This is a genomic window from Butyrivibrio sp. AE2032, from assembly GCF_000702965.1.
In genome coordinates, this window is record NZ_JNLF01000005.1 from 1,444,619 (window position 1) to 1,470,330 (window position 25,712).

The 25,712-nt window shown below is 48.6% G+C and carries 24 protein-coding genes; 6 read left to right on the forward strand and 18 right to left on the reverse strand.

Annotated elements, in window-relative coordinates; translation table 11 throughout:
• Positions 1–121 precede the first annotated feature (121 nt).
• Positions 122–568: an NADAR family protein gene (locus tag BO18_RS24045; RefSeq protein ID WP_034450221.1), complete on the forward strand. Its 447-nt coding sequence runs from the start codon at positions 122–124 to the stop codon at positions 566–568.
• Between the two features lie 88 nt (positions 569–656).
• On the opposite strand, the gene BO18_RS24050 is transcribed toward BO18_RS24045, so the two are convergent.
• From BO18_RS24050 to BO18_RS36045, 10 genes are all read right to left on the reverse strand, one after another.
• A complete protein-coding gene (locus BO18_RS24050; RefSeq protein WP_034450222.1) occupies positions 657–1,196 on the reverse strand; it encodes a hypothetical protein in 540 nt (179 codons plus the stop codon).
• A gap of 14 nt (positions 1,197–1,210) precedes the next feature.
• Positions 1,211–1,537 carry a hypothetical protein gene (locus BO18_RS24055; protein WP_034450223.1) on the reverse strand — a complete coding sequence of 109 codons (327 nt, stop codon included), beginning with the start codon at positions 1,535–1,537 and terminating at the stop codon, positions 1,211–1,213.
• A gap of 15 nt (positions 1,538–1,552) precedes the next feature.
• Entirely contained in the window at positions 1,553–3,793 is a 2,241-nt protein-coding gene (locus BO18_RS24060; protein ID WP_034450224.1) for a WYL domain-containing protein, read from the reverse strand.
• 126 nt (positions 3,794–3,919) lie between these two features.
• Entirely contained in the window at positions 3,920–4,405 is a 486-nt protein-coding gene (locus BO18_RS24065; protein ID WP_034450225.1) for an SLOG family protein, read from the reverse strand.
• Between the two features lie 30 nt (positions 4,406–4,435).
• Positions 4,436–4,594 carry a hypothetical protein gene (locus BO18_RS35080; protein WP_185752566.1) on the reverse strand — a complete coding sequence of 53 codons (159 nt, stop codon included), beginning with the start codon at positions 4,592–4,594 and terminating at the stop codon, positions 4,436–4,438.
• Positions 4,595–4,654: 60 nt separating this feature from the next.
• Positions 4,655–5,713, reverse strand: a complete 1,059-nt coding sequence (locus BO18_RS24070; protein ID WP_051689113.1) for an AAA family ATPase — start codon at positions 5,711–5,713, stop codon at positions 4,655–4,657.
• Positions 5,714–6,458: 745 nt separating this feature from the next.
• Positions 6,459–7,055: a peptide chain release factor H gene (gene prfH, locus BO18_RS24075; protein WP_034450226.1), complete on the reverse strand. Its 597-nt coding sequence runs from the start codon at positions 7,053–7,055 to the stop codon at positions 6,459–6,461.
• A gap of 2 nt (positions 7,056–7,057) precedes the next feature.
• A complete protein-coding gene (locus BO18_RS24080) occupies positions 7,058–8,176 on the reverse strand; it encodes an RNA-splicing ligase RtcB (RefSeq protein ID WP_051689114.1) in 1,119 nt (372 codons plus the stop codon).
• A gap of 251 nt (positions 8,177–8,427) precedes the next feature.
• Positions 8,428–8,817, reverse strand: a complete 390-nt coding sequence (locus tag BO18_RS24085) for a type II toxin-antitoxin system death-on-curing family toxin (RefSeq protein ID WP_034450228.1) — start codon at positions 8,815–8,817, stop codon at positions 8,428–8,430.
• Positions 8,814–8,948 carry a hypothetical protein gene (locus BO18_RS36045; protein WP_255350988.1) on the reverse strand — a complete coding sequence of 45 codons (135 nt, stop codon included), beginning with the start codon at positions 8,946–8,948 and terminating at the stop codon, positions 8,814–8,816. The genes BO18_RS24085 and BO18_RS36045 overlap by 4 nt, the downstream gene beginning before the upstream one ends.
• A 313-nt stretch (positions 8,949–9,261) precedes the next feature.
• On the opposite strand from BO18_RS36045, the gene BO18_RS24090 reads away from it, so the two are divergent.
• Positions 9,262–10,320: an ATP-binding protein gene (locus BO18_RS24090; RefSeq protein WP_034450229.1), complete on the forward strand. Its 1,059-nt coding sequence runs from the start codon at positions 9,262–9,264 to the stop codon at positions 10,318–10,320.
• Between the two features lie 56 nt (positions 10,321–10,376).
• On the opposite strand, the gene BO18_RS24095 is transcribed toward BO18_RS24090, so the two are convergent.
• The 4 genes from BO18_RS24095 to BO18_RS24110 all read right to left on the reverse strand — a co-directional run bounded on the left by BO18_RS24095 (position 10,377) and on the right by BO18_RS24110 (position 17,162).
• On the reverse strand, positions 10,377–11,717 hold the full coding sequence (locus BO18_RS24095) for a vWA domain-containing protein (RefSeq protein ID WP_034450230.1): 1,341 nt from the start codon (positions 11,715–11,717) through the stop codon (positions 10,377–10,379).
• Positions 11,701–12,819 carry an ATP-binding protein gene (locus BO18_RS24100; protein ID WP_051689115.1) on the reverse strand — a complete coding sequence of 373 codons (1,119 nt, stop codon included), beginning with the start codon at positions 12,817–12,819 and terminating at the stop codon, positions 11,701–11,703. The genes BO18_RS24095 and BO18_RS24100 overlap by 17 nt, the downstream gene beginning before the upstream one ends.
• Positions 12,812–16,390, reverse strand: coding sequence for a helicase-related protein (locus BO18_RS24105; RefSeq protein ID WP_081861234.1), 3,579 nt, complete (start codon positions 16,388–16,390; stop codon positions 12,812–12,814). Before BO18_RS24105 ends, BO18_RS24100 begins: the two co-directional genes overlap by 8 nt.
• Before the next feature lie 490 nt (positions 16,391–16,880).
• Positions 16,881–17,162 (reverse strand): DUF503 domain-containing protein, encoded by a 282-nt coding sequence (locus BO18_RS24110; RefSeq protein ID WP_034450231.1) that lies wholly within the window; start codon positions 17,160–17,162, stop codon positions 16,881–16,883.
• A 285-nt stretch (positions 17,163–17,447) separates the two neighbouring features.
• On the opposite strand from BO18_RS24110, the gene BO18_RS24115 reads away from it, so the two are divergent.
• The 4 genes from BO18_RS24115 to BO18_RS24130 all read left to right on the forward strand — a co-directional run bounded on the left by BO18_RS24115 (position 17,448) and on the right by BO18_RS24130 (position 21,616).
• Entirely contained in the window at positions 17,448–18,323 is an 876-nt protein-coding gene (locus BO18_RS24115) for an IS1595 family transposase (protein WP_051689116.1), read from the forward strand.
• 18 nt (positions 18,324–18,341) lie between these two features.
• Positions 18,342–19,670 (forward strand): RNA-guided endonuclease InsQ/TnpB family protein, encoded by a 1,329-nt coding sequence (locus BO18_RS24120; protein WP_051689117.1) that lies wholly within the window; start codon positions 18,342–18,344, stop codon positions 19,668–19,670.
• Positions 19,671–20,088: 418 nt separating this feature from the next.
• On the forward strand, positions 20,089–20,697 hold the full coding sequence (locus BO18_RS24125) for a hypothetical protein (RefSeq protein ID WP_185752567.1): 609 nt from the start codon (positions 20,089–20,091) through the stop codon (positions 20,695–20,697).
• A 124-nt stretch (positions 20,698–20,821) separates the two neighbouring features.
• Entirely contained in the window at positions 20,822–21,616 is a 795-nt protein-coding gene (locus BO18_RS24130; protein WP_330379628.1) for an AlkZ-related protein, read from the forward strand.
• A gap of 115 nt (positions 21,617–21,731) precedes the next feature.
• Here BO18_RS24130 and BO18_RS24135 read toward each other — a convergent pair whose 3' ends face one another.
• The 4 genes from BO18_RS24135 to BO18_RS24150 all read right to left on the reverse strand — a co-directional run bounded on the left by BO18_RS24135 (position 21,732) and on the right by BO18_RS24150 (position 25,555).
• Entirely contained in the window at positions 21,732–22,181 is a 450-nt protein-coding gene (locus BO18_RS24135; protein ID WP_034450233.1) for an Hsp20/alpha crystallin family protein, read from the reverse strand.
• Positions 22,182–22,473: 292 nt separating this feature from the next.
• On the reverse strand, positions 22,474–22,881 hold the full coding sequence (locus tag BO18_RS24140; RefSeq protein WP_034450234.1) for a hypothetical protein: 408 nt from the start codon (positions 22,879–22,881) through the stop codon (positions 22,474–22,476).
• Complete coding sequence (locus tag BO18_RS36540; RefSeq protein ID WP_034450235.1) at positions 22,878–24,371, reverse strand: Y-family DNA polymerase; 1,494 nt, start codon at positions 24,369–24,371, stop codon at positions 22,878–22,880. The genes BO18_RS24140 and BO18_RS36540 overlap by 4 nt, the downstream gene beginning before the upstream one ends.
• Positions 24,372–24,460: 89 nt before the next feature.
• Complete coding sequence (locus tag BO18_RS24150) at positions 24,461–25,555, reverse strand: hypothetical protein (RefSeq protein ID WP_034450236.1); 1,095 nt, start codon at positions 25,553–25,555, stop codon at positions 24,461–24,463.
• Positions 25,556–25,712: the final 157 nt, after the last annotated feature.

The window sequence follows — 25,712 nt, forward strand, 5'->3', positions numbered from 1 at the left end:
TTCCATTTTTCGATTTTTCTAGGGAAGCTGTACTTTGCGGGCATGGTCATTTTTTGTCCCATGTCGCCCGTTAACATACAGGCAGGTTTAATAACATTTTTGGAAATAAGGAGGTAACAGCATGGATGAGGTATCTGTAATTAATGAGTTCAAGGGAGAAAACCGTTTCCTTTCAAACTTCTACGCGTGCGATTTCGAGTTTGAGGGACTGACATATCACAGCGCCGAGGCTGCATTCCAGGCGCAGAAGTGCTCGACCGAAGAAAGAAAGGTCATATATGCGGCCGTAACAAATCCGGTCGTTGCGAAGCGCATGGGGAAAAAGGAGCCGAACCTTCCCGCAAACTGGAATGAGATCAGCTGCGGCATCATGAAAAGAGTCCTTACCGCCAAGTTCTCCGTACCCGAATTGAGGGAGAAGCTGAAGGCCACGGGCGACGCAACGCTCATAGAGGGAAATAAGCATCACGACAACCTCTGGGGAAAATGTATGTGTAACGGATGCTCAAACAAAACGGCTCAGAACAGGCTCGGGACGATACTGATGGAGATAAGAAGCGAGCTGTAAAGATAACATCGGCTCAAAAAATTACCGGATGCCCCAAATATGGAACATCCGGTTTTTTATAATGATTATTTTTCTCTTAGTGTGGCAGTTATTCCAATATCTGCCAGCGTTCGTATTTGCCGGTGCTGCCTTTTTCGACGGATTCCAGATAGCACTGCCTGTTGCGTTCCACAAGGCATCTTACGCACCAGTCAGGAGCGAAAAGGCCGAACTCGCGGCAGACCGTCTGATAGACGAGACTGTTGGGAACGTAGAACGGATTGTCCCATACGTCTCTGTCGCTCCTGCCGGACATCCTGAGGACGGCTGCGGCAACGGCGGGTGATCTCGAACTGCCTTTCGAGCAGCAGATATAAAGATCGGTAACTTCATCAGGCAGCCGGTCCAGGAATCTTATTATTGCCCTGGCATGCGCTCCGTTGATCGCCATATAGGCATCCGGGACCTCGACATCGGCAAACGGCATGACGCATTTCTGCGCATCGGGGAACAGATCGAGATTGCTGTTCTCCCTTTCGGTGCAGGCGATGATCGCGCATCTGCTCAGCGGAATGTCGAACAGATCGGGTTTGATCGCCTGGATGGCGAGTATATGGATGGCGTACTTCTTTATCCTGCGGTGTTTCATTTCGAGTATCCGGCTTATCTGTCAAGATAACATTTATAGTGGTCGCTTCCGTCGTAGTGGACTACGGGTTCCTCCGACAGATCAAAAGCTTCCATTATCTGCGCTATATACTTCTCATCGATATGAGGGCTCATGTAGATGACCGGTCTGCCTTTGCCGTTGAACTGGACCCTTCCGCGCGGATAGTAGTCAAAATCCCTGCTACACTTTGGAGGGCGCACATGTTCCCAAAGGAGTCTGTGGTTAAAGGTCTTGCCTGATCTGGCAACGCCATACTCCGCACTTTCTTCAAAGACAAAGGCCTTCAGCTCATCTTCAACTATCCAGAACACGCCGCCCATGGAAGTCTCCTTTTCTTAATCCGCTATGTGTCCGTATACGATCTTTCTGACCGTGTGCAGACCGTCTTCATCCTGGCGGAAGAAGTGGTAATCGTCATTGTCGATCTCGAGCATCCTGTACACCTTCTTGTCAAGAAGCTCATTGGGGCTGACGACATCGTCAATGGAGCAGGCATTTCTGAACTGGCTCTCAAGCCGGCCGCTCAATTCTGCCCAGCCGATCTTATTGTCCATCAGGTATCTGATGTGCACGATCCTGGAATCTAATTCTTCCCTCATCGCTTCTCGTGATTCGGAACGGTCCTTGGAAAAAAACCTTGCCTTCGAAGCAGTAACGACCAGCTTCAGACCGCGTTCTTTCTTGAAAATCGAGATCTGGCAGACCGACTTGATATCAACATCCGAAACAGAAACCGGCTGTTCGCCCTTATATGTTACGTACCATGTATACTCTTCATCCGCAAACTGATCAACGTTCTTATACAGTTCGACTTTCTCGCTGTTGCTTCCCGAGCCTTCGGTAATACGGAATATCTTTTCGCGCCTTCCGCCTGAAAGCCGGCCACCTGTATAAATGTTTTCACACAGAAGTTCTTTAAAGGCGCGGTCCGTAACCATGAATGTTGAATATCCTGACAAGGACCTGCCGATCTCCTCAAAATCCATGCGCTGTTCCTGTGGCAGTTCTTCTCTTATGCCAAGTACTCTCCACGTTCTCGAAGAGTCTTCTACCATGTACTTGAAATCTTTGCCGTAAATCCTTTTGATCTTCTTCTTATCGATCAGCTCGGCGGTCATCCTGTTGACTACAAGAACCTTCAGATTAGGCAGCGAATAGATTGCTTCAACATCTTCGAGTGTGTATTCGTGAAGAGCCAGCGTCTTCAGATTGCTTAATCCCGTTAGAAAACCCAGGTCTGTTATGCCCGTATTATCCAATTCCAAAGTATTCAGGCTGTGAAGTCCGGATAACACCTCAGGATTACTGATGAAATTATGAGCGATGTGAAGGTCTCTGAGTCTCCTGAAATCTTCAAGGAACGAGAAGTCCGTTATGTGATTGCGCTGCATATTGATACAGTAAACATCAGTCATGTTCCTGTACGTATCAAATCTGTTCAGGTCGATATCGATCAGATATAAGCTTCTGCCTTCTTCCGCATTCCGGATCGCATCCAGATACTGTATCTCTGCCGAACTGCTGTCAGAATATGCATCGTACAGTCCATTGATCCTTCTAACTATCTCATTACGCAGATACACAGGAGATACTATCTCCGCAGAACCGCCGTACTGTATGGCCCAGTCGATGATGTCACGTTCTCCGCTCTTGATGCAGATTACCAAACGGCCGCCGCCATTCTCGTTCGGAAGGATCCTGATACCGGTCCCAAATGTATCGATGATGTCGTCCAGTATATTCTCATCTGCAAGCAGCTTGACTTCAACAACCGCGCCGTTATTCATATTGCGGTGCTCGAATATGTAATCACCCGGATTCTTTATCGCTTTTCTCTCCTGTCCGTCGTCAGGTGAATCCTCATCAGATACATTTACGTTCTTCATCTTATCTATGCGGTAGCTCTTCATCGCTGCAGAAGAAGGCTTGGTGCACAACAGATAGTAATTGCCGTTGGCAACAACGATGCAGGCAGGATCAACCGTCAGGCTTCCGCCGTTCTTGGGGTGCAGTTTTTTGTCTACGCCGTATTCACACTCGACGAATGTTATCAGCTTCTTATTGGTGATCGCCTCGTTGATCTTGCCGATATTATTGAAGAAATCGGCATTTACGGTAGGAAAATCAGATCCGGCCGTTCTGAAATTGCCGAACTTCCTTTCGACCGACGCGTTGCTGATGATCTTAAGCTTTCTGATGAGAGTATCGGCAACTTCATTGCTTATATGCCTGGAATACTGCACGGCGTCGATGAGATACATCAGCTCCTCATCACTGAGTTCATCTTTGGAAGTTATCTCGAGCCAATAGTTCTTATAGATCGGCGAAGACTTCCTGTTTATGGTGTCAAAATGAAGCTTGATATCGTCATTGATCCACTCGCCGTTCTCATTTTTTCCGAAGCTGGTCCTCAGCTTGTCCAGGGCGCGCTCGACCGTCCTCCGCTCGCATTCATCGTCATCGATGACCTGAAGGAGCCTTTTGCGGATCTCCGTAGCGCAGATAGGCTTCTCCTCGCTCGCGTATCTGCGGATGATGTCGTATACAGGCTGCAGGTATTTGTTATGCTCACACATGGGAAACCTCCTTGTTTCTTTATTGTTATCCCTTTTTCCTGATCTGATTATAGCACGGCACAAGCTCTGGGATGGGACAGTTTTGTCGCATCTCTGATTTGTGCCGTTTATTGTTCTTTACTGTTATTAACGATTACTGATGGTGATAACTTCAAGGCCGTGCTGCTTTGCGTACCAGACGGTTTCTTTTGTTCCGCCTGGCGCACCGGTATAAACACCGATAAGCCTTGAAGAGTTGTCGACCATCCAGTGATTCCGTTCAAAGAATGCGGCTCTGCCTGGCTTCTTGCTCACGTAAACGATCTTGTCGGAACCCATCAGGATCCTTGTGTATCTTTTCTTCCAGTCAGGTTCCCAGTCCTTTTCCATGCCGTTCCAGGCACAGGCGGAAATAAGGTGGATCTTCTTTCCCTCTTGCTTAAGCTTTAAGACTATCTCGGCAGCCCAGATGTCAACGCCTCTCTGCATGCCTGAAATGAAGTCCGTATAGCCGTCGTCCACCGCTTTCCTTATCTGCTCTTCGAGCCAGGAGATTGCTTTCTCCTGACTCATTTCGAGCCTTTCCGGTCTGTGTCCCGTGAAGGAACACGCGTGTTTATTATCGATATCCATTTATAAATTTCCTTTTATGCGAATGTGTATTCACGCCGCGTTTTTCTGATCCGCGATAAACTTTTCACGGATCGGTGCGATGTCTTTATAGGTAACGGTTTTCTTATCAGCAACCACATCAGCCAGTGCCTCGAGGAATGCGCGGTCCTGCATGAGGATCTGCTTTGTCTTCATGTAGTAACGTGCCACTTCGGCGCCTTTGACGTCATCCAGGTGATCGAAAACGCGCTCGGCCGTTTCCTCGCCGTGTCACCACGACTGGAAATCGTACGCGGCCAAACCGTCAAGCAGCCAGGCTGTTGCGTCATAAGCAGCACGCAGGTCGGAATTCGTTCCCATGTCGATTTCGCCGAGGGTCAGCTCCGTTGCGGCCTTTCCGGCAAGATCGATCAGTATCCCGATCTCGTGATCTCTGAAGGTCTCGAAATGCCGCTCATCGCGCTTTCTCAACACCAGAGCATCGTGTACACGCTCAATCGTGATGAAGCTGACTTCACCGGGATAGAAGTGTTCGATGATGACCGCGTGGCCCGCCTCATGCACAGCCTTTCTTCTCGCCAGTCCGGCAGGACAGTCTTTGGAATAATCCTTTTTGATCCCCCAGAAATTCCGCAGGCACGCTTTTCTCAGATCGTCCTGTGAGATACGTTCCTTATTCTCATATCCCGCAATGATACCGGCTTCGTTTACAACGGTCTCAAGATCGGCGCAGGAGTGCCCCTCGCTGTATCTGACGATCTCGTCAACATCGATATCATCAGATACTGTCTTATCCTTCAGATAGAACTCTATGATCAGCTTGGCATCTCCGTTCTTCGGGAAATCCATATGGAAAGTCTTATCAAACCTTCCCCTTCTGACCAGTGAACGCGGCATGCTCCTGTAGTCGTTGCAGGTTGCGACAATGAATACATCGTTATCCTTATATTCATCGATGCATGTCTGCACGGTAACATATTCCTCGGCATCACAATGCATGTCGTCCTCGTTGGCGAACTTGTCTATATCGTCAAGAAGGATTATTGACGGCGCCTCTTCAGCAGCCTCCGCAAAAGTCTCGCGGATGTGATCCACGAACGCTCCGTCAGGACGGTCCTTCCTGATGATGAACGCCTTGCGTCCGCTCTCTTCGATGAATGATTTCGCCATCAGCGTCTTTCCGATGCCGGGCTTTCCTTCGAACATTATTCCCTTAGGGATCTTCACTCCCAAAACCTTATATTTTTCGGGGTTCCTGATGATGTCAATGATCCTGTAAAGCTCGTTCTTGATGTTCTCGTATCCGATCACCTTATCCAATTCTCTCATGGTAAATACCTCCAGATTTTTGTTATTGATTTTTCCATCCGCTCTATACCTGATTCGATTATAGAAAGCGACATGGTGCAAAAATGTCGCATGGCTGGTTTTTGTTGTTTTGTTTTTGTGGAGTACGGATTGATGCGGATTCAGTGAAGGTATCGGAATATGGTTTGCGTTGTTTATTTCGATACCTGTAAATTAGTAAGATATCGTTTTTGAAGAAAAATCTTTAATAACGATATCTTTTGGAAAGCCAAGATATCGTTTTTTGGAGAAAATACTTCAATAACGATATCATTCAGAAAGTGAAAGTATCGTTTTCTAATAAAAATCTTCAATAACGATATTTGTCAGAAAGTAAAGATATCGTTTTTGAAGAAAAATATCTATTTACGATACTTCCATCCTTTACGACGTTTTAATTGACGGCAAATACAAGCGATGCTACAATCTCCTTAAGAAAGCACGGTCTGCAGAGACGGTTGCTTCCGAGTGTAAAACTAATTGTTTACCTCACTCAGACTGCCATCTTGGGTGAGGTTTTTTATTTGCGCTTATACCTGGTATCCAGAAACGCAAATAACTTAAGCAACAGGGCAAGGGCACCGATCAGCAGGCTGCTGCAACGCTTTCATTGACATCAAAAAAATCGATGCTACAATCCTTTTAAGAAAGCGCGGTCTGCAGAGACGGTTGCTTCCGAAGAGATTGTTTTTGCCTCACTCCGGGAAGGCAGTCCCGGGTGAGGTTTTTATTTTACCCTCTTGAACTTCTCCCCTTCGTACTTGCGCACCGGATTTCCTCTAACGATCTCATTGTGTTTCTGCCACGCATTATTCAATGCATCTGCATTATTGTTTTCCTGCTTCGCAGCAAGAATACCCGCCAGACGTTTCATTGCTTTTTGCTTATTCTGAACCTGGCTTCTTTCTTCCGTGCATGTGACGGTTATGCCTGTCGGCTTATGCGTGATCCTTACGCCTGTCTCCACCTTGTTCACATGCTGGCCGCCTTTGCCGCCGCAGTGCATCGTGGTTATCTCACAATCATCGGGATCAAGTGCGCCGACTTCTTCGGCTTCCTTTATCACGTGCACATCGATATACCAGTTCTTGCGCTGATGGCCCGGTCTTATGGTGCTCTTCCAGACCCATAAGACCGTCCCTTCAAGCGAAGATACATCACCATCGAATTCCATAACGGCAGACTTGTATCCCGTGCCTGAATAGTCTGCGTTTACGGAAACGATGCGTGAACCATCAAACTCTTTGAGGAGGGCTTTGCAAAGCTTCTCCACTCCGACAGAGCACTCAACCGGGCCCTGTCCCGAACTTAACTGAATTAACATTATTACCTCTCTTTTCCTGCCTTGAAGTTGTATACGGGCTTTACAACTTCCTTTACTTCGACCGTATCCTCTATGACCGACATGATCTCGTCTATCCCGCGGTATGCCACGGGTGCTTCATCCAGTGTTTCCGCACTGATCGAAGTGCTGTAGATGCCCTGCATGTCTTTCTTGAAAGCAGATACGGTATAACTGTTTTGTACTTCCGTTCTCTTGATCTTGCGGCCCGATCCGTGCGGTGCGGAATAATTCCAGTCAGGATTTCCTTTACCCGTTCCGAGTATCACTCCGTCACGCATGTTTATAGGGATTATCACGGGTTCGCCTGCAAGTGCCGATGCGGCTCCTTTTCGAAGAATGTCAGTGCCGTCGGGAAGCGTAGCGATGTAGTTATGGATCGATTCATAACGCACTTCGTCTTTCCACTTCATTCCCTTGAGGATCTCGTGAAGGATTATCTCCCTGTTAAGAGACGCGTATGCGGTCGTTATCTTTACATCGTAAAGATAGTCGTCCATAAGCGGTCCTTCCACATAAGCTGTCTCATACGGAACATCCCTTCCCATGTTGACAAGTCTTCTTCTGGCATGCTCTGTGTAGTAGTCGGCAACATCGACGCCTAAGTGACGGCTGCCTGTGTGGATGATGATGTAATACCCGTCCTCACCTTTGTCGACTTCGATGAAATGATTCCCGCCGCCCAATGTTCCTAAGCTCTTCAAAGCCTTGTCCGCATTGACCGCGCGAAAACATCTAAGGCCGGATATCGCGCTGATGTCAGCCCTGTTGTGAGGCGCTTTGCGCACACCGAATCCCGCAGGAACATTCTCTCTTATCACCTTGTCGAGTTTTCGAAAATCGATGTTCCTCACATTGATCTTCGCGACCAGCATTCCGCATCCTATGTCGATACCCATGAGCTGCGGGATGACCTTATTGGTGACGGTCATGGTGAGGCCGATGGGGCCCACCTTTCCCGGATGACAGTCCGGCATTATCCTTACTTTTGAACCGAGTGATATGTCGTTGTCGCAGATCATTTTGATCTGTGCTTTGGCGTAGTCATCCATGCCTGAAGCATAGACTGCCGCCTCAGCGTAGTTTCCGATAATAGTGTCCATAATTGTTTCCTTTCTTTTTTGAAAAAAGGGCATGCAAAACAGACCTCAATGAGGTGCATGGTTATGGATCACGCATGGAATAGATTAATCAGAAAATTAAGCTACAGCAGCAGATCCTGCACGCCCGCTGTTGATCGGTAAGTTGTTTGATTCAGTTGTTCTTCGCATTGCCAGGACCTCCTCCCGTTTGATGTTAGCGGTGATTATACGCGTGTGATTTTGAAAATGCAACACCTGATTATTTCACGATATTAATTCTGACCTGTATGTTCTCTCACCCAGGCAAGAAGATCTTCATAGTCTTTGCCTTCGCTTCCGGACGCAACGTCATAGATGATATCTGAAAACTCTTTGTTTGTTGCATTTATGGAATAACCGTTCAGTTCCAAAAGTGTTAAAAGAGCAAGTGCCCCGATACGCTTGTTTCCGTCGTGAAAAGGATGATTGCCGATAAGACCGTAAGCAAAACGGACGATCTTTTCCAGATCGGCCGGATAAAGATCTTCTCCTCCAAAGGTCTGGAAAGGCGCTTCAAGAGCAGAATCCAAAAGGCCGTCTTCGCGGACTCCGTATGAACCGCCGTAACGCTCGTAGATGCTTTTATGCAGGAGCAGCACCTGTTCTTTTGTGAGAGTGATCATTTCGCGAGCTCCTTGAATGCTTCATCAAATCTGTCCATCATCTTTACGGTGACATCAAGAACGTCGTTGTCGTTTAAAGTCTTGTACTGCTCCTGTGCAGATCCATTTGTGTTTTCAACATTTTCAGACATCGCATTCACTCACCTTCCGCAAAATGATACGTGTGATATTTTGCTTAATCTTACCACACCGGCAATTCTGTTAAGGTCATTATGAGACTGGGCATGGGATAAAAATGAGCCATCAGTCAAAATGCTAAGATACACCACTCCCTCCAACTTAAATAATTCATATTTCATTTTAAAAAACGCAGTGAAAAACTTGAAACAAAGTGTAATAAGTTATAAGATAATTCCAAACATGTAATAAGTTATAAGATGATTTTGAAAGTGTAATAAGTTATAAGACAGTTTGAAATGTGTAATATATTTTGGGAGGGAACTTATGTCTGAAAATCCTTTCAGCCTAGATTTCGGTGGCACACCAAACCTCTTCATACCGCGTTATGATGAGATGAACAGGATAATCAATACGTTTTCGGCAACTTCTCCGACGACGCATATCTTCATGATCATGGGGGCAAGAGGAAACGGAAAGACTGTTCTTATGAGCGCAGTAACCGAAGAACTGACAAAAAGTGATAAATGGATACATATAGATATCTCTCCGGAAAGCGACATGTTGAATGTCCTTGCTTCAGGCTTGTACCAAAAAAGCAAAAAGCGCTTCAGCAAATTAAAGATCGATCTGAATATAGATCTGAAAATCGCATCTATCGGAACATCTTCTGAGATCGATGATAAGTATTCAAGCGTTTATACAGATCTGGATAATATGTTGGAACAGTTGCGAGATAAAGGACTAAAACTCCTGATAACCATAGATGAAGTATTTAACTCAAAAAATGTCCGTGAATTCACTTCCTTTTTTCAACACTGCATTCGCGAAAAATACCCTGTTTTTCTGCTCATGACAGGTCTTTACAAGAATATAAGGGCATTGCAGAACAACAGGTCACAGACATTCTTGAAGAGAGCACCAAAAGTCATGCTCGGCCCATTAAATAGTGAACGAATATCACAGAAATATATGGAAGTCTTCAATCTGAGCGACAAAGATGCAACACAAATGGCTAATCACACCAAAGGATATTCCTATGCATTTCAAATCTTAGGATTTATAGTCTTTGAGAGTGGAAAAGCAAAAGTAACAAACGAAATCTTAACCGAATACAGACTTACTCTCGGCGAGTGTTCTTACGACAAGATATGGGAGGAATTATCAGCTAACGAACAACGTGTTGCATGGTTTGCTTCCAAGGCGCCTTCAAATGCAACTGTAAAGTCCATACGGGAAAAACTCGACATGAGCTCGAATGAGTTCTCAACATACAGTGATACACTCGAGAAGTGTGGAGTTTTTTCATCAAATGGTTCATATGGCAGAGTTGAATTTGCTCTGCCGTACATCAAAGAGTATATCGCGAAGAAAGTGTTGGATTAATTCGCCGGAAGCCGTGAAAACTTAACTCCGTTCCCGATCAAACATCACTTAAGCCATCAGTCCACCTTTATCCTCGTAACCTTTCCCCACGGCGGTTCGACATCATCTGTCACAAGGAGCCACAGAACGGGGATCCCCATAGACGCCTTTTCTTTCGGGAAAGGGGCATATCCGTCAGTCATTATTATTATGCTCGCGGGCAACGTTTCCATGTGCTCCGCAACATAGCTGAATATTATGTCGAACCTGGTACCTCCGCCGCCTTTGGGCCTTATCACCCTGAACTCTTCTTCGCTCTCGAAGGGTTTGGGCTCGACCACCTTCGCATCGAAAAATCCGAGCCAGCCTTTCAGCTTGCCGTTGAACTGGTCGATCGCACCTTTTATCTCAGAATAAGCGGCGGTGATCGCGTTATCCGACATGCTTCCCGAAGTATCGATCATGAACAGTATGTCTTTGACTAGATCGTCCTTTTCGTTGTAATCGGGAAGGAAGAACGGACTGTCATCGAAACGTCTGTCGGGAGGCGTAAACGAATAGTCGGTTATCTCCTCCTGGATGAAATCGTTCAGTATCGTGCGCCAGTCTGTCTGGGGCTTTTTGAGCTCTTTCAGAAGGCGTTCTGCACAGAGCGGAAGCATGCCGCGCGTCTTCGACGGATCTCTTATGGAGATCGCTTCGGCTGCGTCGATCAGACGCTTTGACCACTCATCCCTGAGTGTCTCATCACCGCTCTCTTCTGCAGTTTTCCAGCGTCCGTGATCGTCCCAGTTTCCGCTGCCGTAACCGGTGCCAATTCCGCTTCCTGTTCCGGTGCCCGTTGACCTCTTGCCGCCTCTGCCAGGTCCGCCTTTTCCGTTGCCCTGACCACCTTTATTTCCGGAACCTGGTGAGCCTGACTTCCCGCCCACGCCTGAACCGCTCAAGCCTTTTCTGCCTCCGCCTGAAGGCAGCATGGCATACACTTCTTCAGCGGTGTGGTTCCATCCTTCATCACCTGCCGGCGTCAGGTGCATCGACTCGCCGTACTTTTTAAGCGTGATCGATCCGAGATTGCCGTTGTTCGAACGGAGGATGTTAGAGTTGACCACGATGTCGCATGCGATGTTGAATGCTTCGTGATCACGGTCGCCCGTGCGCAGGCAGTGCTGCAGGGCGCAGTGCATCACTTCGTGCATCATAATGAAATCGAGTTCCTCATCGCTTAAGTCATCGAGAAAAGACGGACCGAAATATATCTTTCTTCCGTCCGTTGCGGCGGTCTTACATTCCGCATCCAGCGCGAAATCCATGTGCATCAGCAACAGCCCGTAAAAGCCATTGTTGCACAGTATCCTCATCCTGGACAGCAGTATGCGCTTTACGTATCCGCGCTTTTTCTCATCTGACAGATCCATTCAAGAACTTTCCTTTGGTCTGCATCCACTTGACGAATTCGGGAACGAGCATCAGCTTCTCCCTGTAGTCAGGCGCTATGTACATGTAATCCTTGAGCAGGACGATGCCGAAATCCGGCGGCATGGCCTCCGAATATCTTATGGAGTTCCCTATGGCTGTAAGGTCTTCCTTATGCTCCCTTGCGTATGCAGTCATGGAAGACGTCAGCGCATAAAGTGCGTCAGTACTCTTAGGCACTTGGGGCATCTTACCTTTGAAGATGTCTTCGATGCCGGGAAGGTCCTTATAGACCTTGTCCCACGTTCTGAATTCGACTGCGACACCCGTTCCGACCAAGCCCGCTATCAGCGGATACATTTTGTTTATGTCGCTGTCTATGCCGTTAAGCAGGTTGCTCACCATCTCCCACGAACGCGGCGTGGCGAAAGCAAGGTCGTCGGATCCCGCGTCAAAACCCATGAGGTAATTTCTCTTAAACGACAGGAAACCGGTCACCTTCGGATTGATCCCCGTCCTTACCGCCCATTCCTTCCAGGATTCAAAACTGCCCTCTACATCTATGTGCAGAAGACGGTTTGCTAATGCCTTCGGCATCTTGTATGCGACGGACTTGTCGGTCGTTCTGTTGCCCGCAGCTATTACGATGCAGTTGTCGGGAAGGCGGTGCTCGCCGACCGTCCTGTCCAGCGTTATCTGGTATGCCGCTGCCTGCACCGACTGCGGCGCTGCGGATATCTCGTCGAGAAAGAGGATGTTCACCACATCAGAAGAATCGTCCATCTGGAATATCTGTGGCCTGAGCCAAACTGCAAGCGTTTTCTCAGCGTTGGCTGTCGGAATGCCGCGCAGATCTATCGGGTTAAAAAGAAGGAGCCTGACGTCGGTAACGTTTACTTTTCTTCCCGTCTTGTTTTCGATCTTCGAAGCGATCTGGCGGACGGCCTGTGATTTACCGACGCCCGGAGGACCCCAGAGCATCACCGAAGGCATCGTCCTTACGGGCAGCCCGTTGCCTAAGACCGAGCAGTATGAATCGCCCAGCACATCTATAAGTTTTCCGACCGTCATGGACGGTACGTTAGTTAACTTCACGTCACCCATTTTTCTTCACTCCCAACTGCGCATCAAGGTCGTTGACCTTCTTCCTGTAGAACTCGATCTCGTCCGTGAAGCCGTCCTCTTTCGCGAGCTCGGCACGGATGTCCTCCTCCCTCTTCTCCAGATCCGCCAGGCCTTTCTTAAGCGTCTCCAGGCGGTCTGAGAGGGTATCAAGGGCATTGTCTATCCTTATGAGATTGCCGATGTCGGCATCGCCCAATTCAACGGAATACCTGCCTCTCCTGACGAGCCAGACATAAGGCCTGGCTGCGGTCATGTTAGTCGGCAGGACGATCGCGAATCCGCGGTAGACCGTAACGGGATTTTCCGAAGTCTGAAGGATGTTATTTCTTACGGCGTTGCTGATCTCTTCCCTCAGAGCCTTACGCTTTTCCGCCTCTTCCTTCTTGAGCTTGTTCTCGGTGACGGCCGGATGGGCTTCCCTCCATTCCGCAGCGTATTCTGCATCTTTACCGCACAAATCGATCAGTTCCTTCTGGCGGTCCATCTTTGCGGGGAGCTCCAAAAGTTCCTTTTCCATCTGCATGCGCGACTCGGTGAGCTTATGCTGGAGCACCATGAAACGCATCAGTTCGTTGGCCGCCTCGACGCGTTCCTTGACCAGCGGGTTTCCTACGGCGAGCGCTTTTACTTCGGCATAGTCAAGTACCGTATCGTCAACATCGGCGCCGCTCCTCTCGGTAAGGGAACCCGAAAGCAGGCTCGAGATGAACCTCTGCTTGGTTTCCAAAAGCTGCCAGGAATAAGCATCGAAACTTCCTTCCGTTATGTAGCGGAAGATGAAGACCTTCTTATTCGTGTTGCCCTGTCTCAGTATGCGGCCTTCGCGCTGAACCATGTCGGCGGGTCTCCACGGCACATCAAGGTGATGCAGTGCAATGAGTTTGTCCTGTATGTTGACACCCAGACCGAGCTTGAACGTGGAACCTATGAGGACCCTTATCTCACCCGCACGCATCTTCCTGAAAAGAGCATTTCTCTTTGCTTCGGTGTCGGCATCGTGGATGAACGCGATCTGGTCTTCGGGTATGTTGAAGAACATCAGCCGTGACTTGAGTTCCTTATACATATTGAAGCCTTTACCGGGCGTCGACGTATCGCAGAACACAAGCTGCGTGCTCCTGTCGTTAAATGTCTTGACGTAGATGTCGGCGATGTTCTCGGCGCACCTTGCGACCTTTGACTGATGCGTGAATGCTGATCTGGGTGCCACGAGCCTCATGTCCAGAGCAGCCTTCCTGCCGTCTGTCGTGATCTTGAGCATGTTGTCATCCCTGCGGCTCACAGTGCCCCTTCTGACCTGGTCCGCCCTGTCAGAGATCTGCTTGAGATAATCGGCGAATTCCGGTGTCTTTCCGATGAGCGCATCGTTGTATCCTTCGTGCACAGGAATGCCCGAAGGATCGTCGACGGAATGGAAATCCGCGATCGACGAGAGCATCGCTGTGAGCTCCGGGAGGTTGTGGAATTTTGAAAATCTGGTGGCAAGTCTGTACGAACTCGTATCGACGTCGATCTCGAATTCGGTGACGCGCTCGGCGAACATGCCGATCCAGCTGTCGAAACTCTGAAGATCCAGAAGTCCGAGCTCGCCGCTCTGCAGATACATCTGCATTACGAAAGCGTCGGTTATCGAATTCGTAATGGGCGTTCCCGTGGCAAGGACCACGCCCTTGCCGTCGTTTTCGCGCTGAACCAGGTGGACCTTGTCGAGCATGTCCTTGCACTTTTTCGAGCTCGCGCCGGAGATGCCCAGAACGTTGGTCGCCTTTGTCTCGATCGGCACGTTCTTGAAGTTGTGAGCCTCATCGACGAAGAGCCTCGTGATGCCGAGCTCGTCGAAATAAACGGTGTCGTACATGTCTTCCCATGCGTTGTTCAGCTCGCGTATGGCTTCGGCAAGTTTCTCCGCCTTCTTCGTCAGTTTGGACGTGGCCTTGCCTTTTGTACTCACGGTCTTTGCGACTTCGCGCTGCTGGCGTTTAAGGTCATCCAGGTAGTATTTTTTCGACAGAGGGATCTGCTCGAAACAGCTGTACGCGATGATGATGCCGTCGAAATCCTCATCCCGCACTCTCTTAAGTATCTCCTCGCGCTTGTTCGGCTTGAACATTCTCGGCTCGATACAGAGGAGATTCGCATCCGGATACATGAGATAGAAGATGCTCCTCCACTGCCCGACGATGTTGTTGGGAACAACGTACATATTCTTTTTCGACAGGCCCATGCGTCTCAATTCCTGTCCGGCGGCGATCATGACATAAGTCTTTCCCGCACCGACGTCGTGTGCCAGGAGCGTATTCGGCGTGAAGATTATCCTCGCCACCGCGTTCTTCTGATAAGGGAATAGCGTCACGTCCTTCGACATCGTCGGGAACGTCAGAAACGACCCGTCAAACATCCTGCGCCTTACGCAGCTGAAGCGGCTTTCGAATATCGCCTCGAGCCTCTCCTTGCGCGCCGGATCTTTCCAGACCCAGTCCTGGAATGCCTTTATCAGCTGCTTCTGCTTCTCGAGCGCGGCAACCGTTTCCTTCCTGTTTATGACTCTCCTGACGCCGGATTTGTTTACCAGACTCTTCATCTCGTCCGTGACCTTCACGGACTTCATGTTGAGAGTGTTCTCAAGTATCTGGAGCGCCTCAAGGCGGTTGGTGCCGAAAGTCGATGACACGGCGACGCTGTGCCAGTATCTGTTCTTGTCGGGGATCTCCCATGTGCCGGTGATCTCATCGTGACAGGTCCTTAAGCTGTTCCTCTTCTCATCAGTGAGATAGCGGTAATGGCGCGGCTCACCGAAGAGATGCTCGATGAAGTCGTCAATGACATCCGTCGGCACCCACGGGGAACCGAGCGTGATGTATATGTCCTTCGTCGCCACGGCCGGCGGCAGGACCTTCTCTATTGCCACAAGATTGTCGGCAAAGTAACCTTTGTATTCTTCGTTTGCTTCGGAAGCGATCCTCCATTTGCGCATGAGATTTCCGGACAGATATTCCTCTGCCGTCTCCCATCCTTTGAAGAAACATTCTCCCCACGTTTCCGGGTTCTGATATATCGCGCCTTTAAGCGCGCAGATTACCGTCTTGTAGTCGACACCGGTAATGGACGAGATATATTCGATGTCGACCTTTCCGAGCGTTGTAAGACTCATTATGAGCGCATCGGGGATGCTGTCGACATGAACACCCTTTGTCCTCTCGTCGCCTATGAATGCATTCTCCCAGTCGAGCGGGAGATCCATGCATGTTACTTCCTCGATATGCTTCTCTTTGCGCTCCTGCTCTTCCCTTTCCTTCCGCTCGCGCGCCTCGCGTTCTTCTTTTTCTTTTTGCTCGCGTTCCCTCTTGAGCCTCGCGCGCTCTTCACGCTCACGCTTAAGCCTTTCATTACGCTCGCGCTGCTTTGCAGTCTGCTTGGCGGCGCTGAGCGTATTGATCAGCTCCTGTATCTGGTCGGGAGAAAAATTCCTGCCTATCCCGCCTGTGTCTTTGGAGGCGAGAAGATCCGCTATCGATAACTGTCCTGTAATGTCTTTCTTCGAATTGCCCACGATGTCACCTCTGATGTCATCACATCACGGAAGATACTGATTCTTTCTGCTTCTGTTTCACGGATTGTACATCCGGTCAAGTTCGCTTTTTGGGACAGTTTCCCGTTATGGGGACAATATCCCGTTTTCGCGATGTGATTTTGGCCGCATATTGAAGCGGATGTCTTTATCTGTCTTTATCTGTCTTTATGTGACGTTTTTGTATTTCGTAAATTTTTGAGAGCCGGGGTGTTCCGGAACAAAGTTCTGAAAAGTACGGCTAAAACACCGGCTATAGCCGTGGTTTTGACCGGGGTTTGCTTCAAGATCTTCAAAAAGCAGGCTAAAACCCCGGTTAGCGCCGCTGTTTTGACCGGGATTTTGAACTCACAGGTTCAGTATAGAAAAACTCGTGTACCAAAATATGCGCATGTGAATGTAACGGCGGGTGTTGACGATCTTAAACCCTCAACGTCCCGCTGCTAAATGCGAATATTTTTTGCCGGAAGAATTACCTGACTTCTCTTATCTCATCCAGGATAACGGCTTCGCAATTTGCTTCCACGAATGCCGCGATCTCATCCATGAGACTGTCGGCCATCGCGTTGTGCGGAACTATCGCGGCCGCACTGACGACTATTATCTGATGAGTATCCTGCTCGTCTGTCTCTGCCGCGGATACGTGAAATTTGTTCTGCAGCTTTGCGATGAGACTTTTGACGATCATCCTTTTTTCTTTGAGACTGTGCACCCATGGTGCGTGAAGTCTGAATGTGACTACTGCTATGTTCATGATTCTTTTTTCGCGTTTTCTACGCAAAGGATTTTATAGTGTGCCCATTAGAATATCATATGGGTTTTCAATTAACTACATCCTGAGACTTACTTAAAGTGCCTTCTTCAATAATAAGTATCTGGCCACGCTTAACGGTGATTATAGCGTCTTGCCTGTAAGCACCGGAACCATCTGTGTCCCAGTAACCATCTTGGCTATTTTCAATTTCGCAGTTGACAAACATTCGTTCTGGTTCTATTATATGTATAGAACGTTTGTTTGTTTTTGAAGGGAGCCCGTACGATGTCAGAGTTGAAAGAAGTCTTTGCTGCATATAAGAAATTGTCCTTCACTGACCGTATCGTGTTCTATACGACTCTTTCCAATACTGTAAATGTACACGAGGATAACCTCCAGGACTTCCTTATCGAGACACGTATTGCCGATGGTAATACATGCATCTATTGTGAAGGTTCTCATGTTGTTAAAAACGGAAAGCGTAAAGACGGTATTCAGCGTTTCCTCTGCCGTGATTGCAAGAAGTCATTTATACCGAGTTCCTGCTCCGTTACTTCTGGTACTAGAAAGAATTTGCGTGTTTGGGCTCAGTATCTGAAGTGTATGTCGGATAAAAAGACGCTTAAGGAAACTGCTGAAGAATGTTCCATATCGGTAACAACAGCATTTTACTGGCGGCATAAGATACTGGATGCTCTGCAGGAAGTAACTGACAGAGTATGTCTTGACGGAACAGTTGAAGCCGATGAGACATTCTTTAACGTTTCCTACAAGGGTAACCATAAAAATAGCAGACAGTTCATAATGCCAAGGAAAGCACATAAGAGAGGAAATGACATACACAGGAAAGGTCTGTCATCAGAAAAGGTGTGTGTCCCCTGTTCCGTTGATGTTGAAGGGATCGCGTTCGCAAAACCGGTTAAACTTGGTATCCAACGCATCAATGCATACCACAGTTCATTAAAAAGCTTTATCGACAGGTTTCACGGAGTATCGACCAAACATCTGGAGCATTACATCATCTGGAATAACCTGATAGCAAACACCAAAAGAAGCAAGACGGAAAACATAAGCCTGATGTTCGTACAGATAATGAGCAGAAGGCTGACAGTACATAACAGCGATATATCGGCAAGACCGCCGCTTTCATTCGTCACATAGAGATAAGGGGCATGTAACATGATACTCTCGGAAGAACACAGGATTAAAAGACATAACAATAAGAAGCTTCTTCACGAGATAGACGGTTACTGCTATAAAGTGAAGAACCTTTCCAACAGCGTCAACTACCTGATAAAGCAGTGTTACCGCATACATAAGAAGATCGTGAACGGTAAAGCACTTGAAGAGTGGGAAGATGAACTCATCAGAGTGATAAACAGCGGCATCACGGAATACAACGCATCACGCTCTGAGAATAAGAGATTACGCTATATCGATTCCGATAACGGATATATAGCCGATGCATATTTTCTCAGCTGGTATCTGAAAGGAACGGAAGTATATAAGGACGTTCCATATGCGACATGCAGTCAGATATGCATACAGGAGAAATGCAGAGAGTGGAAGTCGTTCTACAGGGCGACAGCAGAATATGGGAAATATCCGAAGAAGTTCAAAGAACATCCACATGTGCCGGGATATCTGGATCCGAAGACAGGAAGAGGTTCTCTTGTGATAACCAGCCAGAACTTCAAAGTGGATGAGAATGGTAATGTAACCATGCCTAAATTCCTCAGTGGCATACACATCCGTGCAAGACACAGTTCAGTCAGACAGATAAGGATAAAGACGTTCAAGGATTCTGTCCTTATCAGTCTGATGTATGAGAAAGAGGAAAAGACTGCAAGAGGGACAAAGGTCATGGGAATAGACCTGGGAGTAAACAATCTCATAGCAGCCGCGTGGGATTCCGAAGACAGGCCCGTGATAATCAACGGGAAACCGCTGAAATCGATAAACCAGTACTACAACAAGGCAAGAGCGCATATGCAGAAGGAGGCAAAAGTATATAACGGAAAGAACAGGACCAAAAGGCTGAATAAACTTACGTCAAAAAGGAACCGCAAGGTAAAAGACTACATGCACAAGGCCAGCAGGAAGATAGTTAACCTGGCCGTCTCGTCAGGTGTCGGACTCATAGTGGTAGGATCCAATCACGGATGGAAACAGAAAGTACACATGGGAAACATAACAAACCAGAACTTTGTATCCATACCGTATAAGACACTTACGGACATGATCGTGTACAAAGCAAGACTTGAAGGCATAGAGGTAAAAACCGTACGCGAGAGTTACACAAGCGGAACGAGTTATCTTGACGGAGAAAAGCCAACCAGAACTTACTATGACAAGACACGAAGGATAGAACGAGGATTATTTAAGAGCAACAGCGGGATCTTCATTAACGCAGACATAAATGCGGCATATCAGATGATGAAGCTGGGTGACACAAGAGCAATTCCCATCAAGACAGGAGAACAGATAATCAAGATAAAAGCAGCCTGAATTATATCAGGTAGAGGCATAAGGCTAGTGCCGTTAAAGAGCCAATATGATTCTATTCATTTCGGAGATTTATAAATATCAGTCACAAGCTGGTAAATAGCCACGCTTCGTTTATCTCAACAGGATTATTCAGTATAAAAAATTTCCCGGACTGTTCTATCGAATCGATAATTGCGCCGGTAATATCCGGTTTATTTCCAGTTTGTCGCACATACTCAAAAAACACGCATGTCATTGTGAAGATTATAAACCCGCAAACGCATTATTTTCCGCTGCTTTGTAAATAACGTGAATTCTGTTTAAACAAATCATTTATTATGCTTTATTTTATTGACTGAAAAAAAGAAGATTTGTACAATCGAAATATGTAACTTAGAAAACTCTCAATGCACAACTAAAATTCACGGAGGAATAATTTATGGCAGATGAGAAGAAGATCGATGTAGCTGCAGCAGTTAACGACGCAGTTAAGGCCGTTACAAAAGCAGCAGCTCCCAAGAAGACAGCTGCTAAGAAGCCTGCTGCAAAGAAGGCTACAGCTGCTAAGAAACCGGCTGCTAAGAAGGCACCCGCAGCTAAGAAGCCCGCTGCAAAGAAGGCTGCTCCCGCTGCTAAGAAGGCACCTGCCGCTAAGAAGGCACCTGCTGCTAAGAAGGCTGCACCTGCAAAGAAGGCCGCTCCCGCTAAGGCTGCAAAGGCTCCTGCTAAGAAGGCAGCTGCTGCAAAGAAGCCCGCTGCAAAGAAAGCTCCTGCAAAGAAGGCTGCTCCCGCTAAGGCTGCTAAGGCTCCTGCTAAGAAGGCAGCTGCTGCAAAGAAGCCCGCTGCAAAGAAAGCACCTGCTAAGAAGGCTGCTGCAAAGAAGGCTCCTGTTAAGAAGCTTGGCAAGATCATTTTCGAGATCGACGGCAAGAAGGTTGACATCAAGGCTATCGAGAAGAAGGCTGCTAAGCTCGGCGGCGACGTTTATGTTGTTGTTGCTGAGAAGAAGATCTTCGATACTGACGGTAAGTCTGTAGATCTGTTCTGATAAGACAGTAAAAAAGACAAACACAAAAGGGGTTGTCATCGCAAGATGATGACCCCTTTGCTTATGTATGGAGAACTGAAATCCTGATCTGTTTTTGCACTTGTTTACCTTGTGCAATTAACCGGTGACTAGTGTTACTATAAATGCCATGGAAGTGATAAACGGACAGTGGTATATGGGCGGTATCGACTGGGATGACGAAGGCTGCATCCACAGTGCTGACGAGCTTCTCGGCGTGATCGAGAAGATAGGTTTTCTGCCGCTGTTTGAAAACGGCATACCCGGATTTTCAGTCGAGAACATGACCGACCCTTCACGCTGGTGGTGTGGTGATGCAAATGTCGATCCGTGGGAATGGCGCGCTGTGCTCGCACGCACCGGGAAAGTCGCTTACGGAAAATTCTACGGAAACCGTGCAGGCTTCGTCTCCAAAAAATGGTTCCCGTATTTTGCAAATCACCGCCGCGACGGATACGATTTCGACGCGCTCTACGAAGACGGAAAAGCAGGCTACCGAGAGAAGCTTCTGATGGATCTTTTCGTGCCTTTGGAAGTCGACATGTGGGACGTTAAAGTATCACAGCTCGATGCGCTCGGATGCGCTTCCGAACTCTTCACACACGAGATGAAAGACAAGGGCGGATTCGGCAAAGGCGGCGAAAAGAATTTCGAGGGCGTGCTTACAAAACTTCAGATGCAGTCGTATCTCGTCGCGAAAGATTTCCGCCCGCGCAAAAACAAAAAGGGCGTCGAATACGGCTGGGCCGTCGCGGTAATGACGCCGCCCGAATACATGTGGGGATACAAGTTCGTGACTGGCAGATACAAAGAGGCGCCGGAAGAGTCTTACAAAAAGATCGTCAAGCAGGTGCAGAAGCATTTCGACGCGGATGAAAAAGAGATCAGGAAAGTTATCTGAGAGATTAGTTTTTATGCTTACAAAAAGAGGAGCCGCCCGAAGTGATCGCGTCACTTTCAAAGCAACTCCTCTGGTGCTTATGTAATTGTTCCTACAGGTGCATCAGCTGAATGCATCAGCCCTCGATGGCAATGTTGCTGCCGCCGGGCAATTCCTTGAGTTCCTTCTTCGGTATGGCAAGCTTAAGAACGCCGTCTTCGAACTTTGCTTTCACGTCTTCGGACTTAACGCCTTCGCCGACATAGAAGCTCCTCTGCATGCTGCCGGCATATCTTTCCTGACGGATGATCTTGCCGTGGTGGTCTTTCTTCTCGGTGTCGTGATCCTTGGTCGCGCTGATGGTCATGTAGCCGTCTTCAAGCTTGACGTTGATCTGGTCTTTCTTGAAGCCAGGAAGATCAACATCCATCTCATAATCAGTATCGGTCTCGTGGACATCGGTCTTCATGAGGTTTCTTGCGTTCTTTCCATAGAGGTGCTTGTCGATATTGGCAAGTTCACGCTGTGTAGGTAAGCCCCAAAACTCGTCGAACAAATCCTCTCCAAATAATCCGGACATCAACATAATAATCATCTCCTTTGATCGTTGTTATCCGAGCATTAGAGCGGAGGTCTGATCTATCGATCTTCGTTCCTTTGTTCCAACTGCATTATAGTCCCTTGGTTAGCACTGTCAAGGCGAGAGTGCTAATCTAAAATCGAACAAAAACAGACCTCCGATTTGTGCAGTTTTTAAGCCGCCGGTCTTTCAAAACGGGACTAGAATGATGGGGGCGCTCAACTCGTTGGCGCCATTTTATTGATGGATTTTTCCATGCTGGCTTCCGTGCTGCACGCTGTCCAAAAAAGCGCGGGCCTTACCCGCCGATAAACACCACGCTGTACATATCCTTCACCGCGACTGTCTCTCCGTCTGTAAAAACTATCGCGTTGTTGTACTGATCGATCGTCCTGGCGTTGCCGACCTTTGAAGCATATCTGCCGCCGTCTTTTTTCGCATCGGGAATGAAATACGTGACGCGTATCTTCGGACGCTCCGGAAGCCTGTCCGAAAGCACCGCGAGCTGTCTGTTCAGTTCGGCGATCTCGTCTTCGAGCATCTCTCTTCTGCTGTCGGTGAGGCGCTCCGTTTCCTCGACCGCATCACCGTATCCGACGAGCGCAGCAAACGGCGAGAACTGTGCCGCTCTGTCGTGGATCGACATGGGCGGAAGGTCCGGATACTGAGGCCTCGAAAGATGTTTTATGTCATCGTAGTTCCTCATGCCTTGTGCCCGCCTATCTGGTCGTTCCTTTCGATCGCCGTGCCGCCCTTGCTCAGGTTCTTTGCTTTGACGACAGCGTTCTTGCCGTACTTGTGCTTTATCTCGAGCATCGCCTGCTGGAGAGCCCTTTCTTTCGCAAGCTTCTCATCTTCGGCAGCCTGGTCTTCACCGCTGCTCTCAAGATCGAATATGCTCATCTGTTCGCACTTTCCGCGCTGCGGAACATCCTCTTCGCTTATGACGTTACATGCCGCGATGCCGATGCGTCTGCTCAGAAGGTCGGGATCCGCGATGGCGTCAAAGATCTTCATGGCAGCTTCAGTGATGAGCTTCGTCGATGAAGTGTGCCTGTCGAGATTGATCGTGCCGTGCGCGTGCTTGGGAACTTCCCTGCCGTAGTAATCGTACACTGTCTCGCCGTCGTAGCGGCCGCTCGCAAGGCTCTCCCTGTCGTACCCTATAGTAAGGACAAGCTGGTCAGTGACGACGCCTTTTTCGACAAGATCGAGCGACAGGACATCTGCCATCTCCCAGACGATGAGCCTCGTTGTCTCATAATCGGTCGGCTCCTTCAGGACCTGGCCCGTCGAAATGCTGTTGTTGTCGGGCTTGTATTCCTTGACATCGGCGATCGTCGTCGGCTCTAAGCCCCACGCGTGATCTATCAGGAGCTCGGCATTCTTGCCCAGGAGCTTATAGAGCTGGCCGATGCCCTGTCTGCTCAGCGAGCACCTTGCAATGTCGCCCATCGTGTAAAGACCGATCTTCTCGATCCTCGCCGCTGTACCTCTGCCGACGCGCCAGAAATCGGTGATCGGTGTGTGCGCCCAAAGTTCTTCTTTATACTTTTCTTCGGTTAGTTCGGCAACCCTGACGCCGTCCCTGTCGGCGGGTATGTGTTTCGCGACGATGTCCATCGCGATCTTGCAAAGAAACATGTTCGGCCCGATCCCCGCCGTCGCCGTGATGCCAGTGGTGTGCAACACATCCTTTATCAGCATCCTCGCGAAATCGTGCGCGTTTGTGTGATAGAGATCAAGGTAATCCGTCGCGTCGATGAAGACCTCGTCGACCGAGTAAGCGAAGATATCTTCCGGCGCGACATACTTCAGGTACGTGCCGTATATCCTCGCGCTGACCTGCATGTACTTGGCCATCTGCGGCGGCGCGATGATGAAATCGACTGCAAGTTCGGGGTGTCTTTTAAGCTCGAAATCCCAATAGCTCTTTCCCGTGAGCTTCCTGCCCGGCGCCTTGAAGCGGCGGTCGTTGTTCACCTGCTCGACTTTCTGGTTCACTTCGAAAAGCCTCGCCCTGCCGGGTATACCATAACTCTTCAGCGCAGGCGAAACGGCCAGGCAGATGGTCTTGTCCGTGCGTGTCGGGTCGGCCACGACGAGATTTGCGGTGAGCGGATCAAGGCGGCGTTCGACGCATTCCACGCTCGCGTAGAATGATTTGAGATCGATCGCAACGTAGACTTTGTCCATTTCGAGCCCGCCCCTGTAATAACTGATGACTAAAGTCTATCAGAATATGGGGTCAGTTATGGGGACAATCGTTGGCTATGGGAGTGCTGTTATGTTTCTTGTACATTAGAAACATCCTTCTTCTTTCTCGTCCTGACGAGCACCACGACGACTGCGGCGGCACACGCGGCCGTCTCAACAGTCAGCGCGATCCACAGCTTGTTCCTTGTGAGGTCCTTGCCCGTCATGATGCCGAGGATATCGTAAATGCGGGTCTGCTTGTCGCCGTCGCGCCTGTACTCGTTATCGCTGTCATGGTAGCGCTTGCTGTCGGGATTACCGAACTTGAAATCGGAATAGGTGCAGTAGTAGGTGTTGTTTTCGAGATCGACAAGCGAGATCAGGAGGACGTTTTCGGTCGACTGGACTCGGTAGTACATCGTCTGCGAGCCAACCTGGATCTTCTTGTAAGGCTTGAATGCTTCTTTGAACTTATCGGTCATCATGCCGTCCGGACTCACGGAAGCGATCCTGCTCGCGTTGTTCTCGATATCATTCTTGCATTCGATCATGAAGTCGTTCTTGTCCAAGCCTGTGCCCTGACCGTAGAACTGTTCAAGGTAATAATCAAAATGGCCGCCTCCCGTAAGTTTGCAGCTGATGAACTGGATGTCCGGATGATTATTGTAGTCGCAGTATTCGCCGATCCTTATGGCCATCTCGTCGGCCATCGTCATCTCGTAATCCGGCGTCGTCTTGATGCGCTCGAAAAACTTGATCATGCCGGGAATGTGGCTGTAGCTTTTCTTCGGGAGCGTCACTTCCTCCCCGCCTTCCTGCCGGAAGGTGATCGTCTGGTAGATCAGATCGCTCCCGTTAACACCGGGATCATCTTCGAGAAACTCGAAAACAAAAGCCGTGCAGAGGAGGTATTCGGTCTTGGTCAGCTCGTGCTTTTCGCTGCCGTCACGGGTGCTCACGAGATAAAACTTATCGCCTTCCTTGTACACTTCCAAAAGATCGTCCGCATGTCCGGATAAACCACCGGAATTCCGGATAGACAGGTAATCGATATACGCATGACGGTACTCGGGATTGTAATTAAATCCGGTATAGTCCGTGTCATAGAACAGCAGAAAGCTCACTCCTGCGGCAATGAGCCAGATGCCAAATAAGATAACGATCAAGAGTATGCGCTTTTTCATATAACGTGTATGCCGTGCTTTAATCCCGTGTTATATCCCCTGCCCGCGGCCGCTGCGGCCTGACGGATCCCCGTCTGATTTTTAGATTAGCACGCGCGCCCGAAATGAAACAGGGGACAAACTCTGACGGTTTTCCCGTTTAAATCGGAGTGAAAAA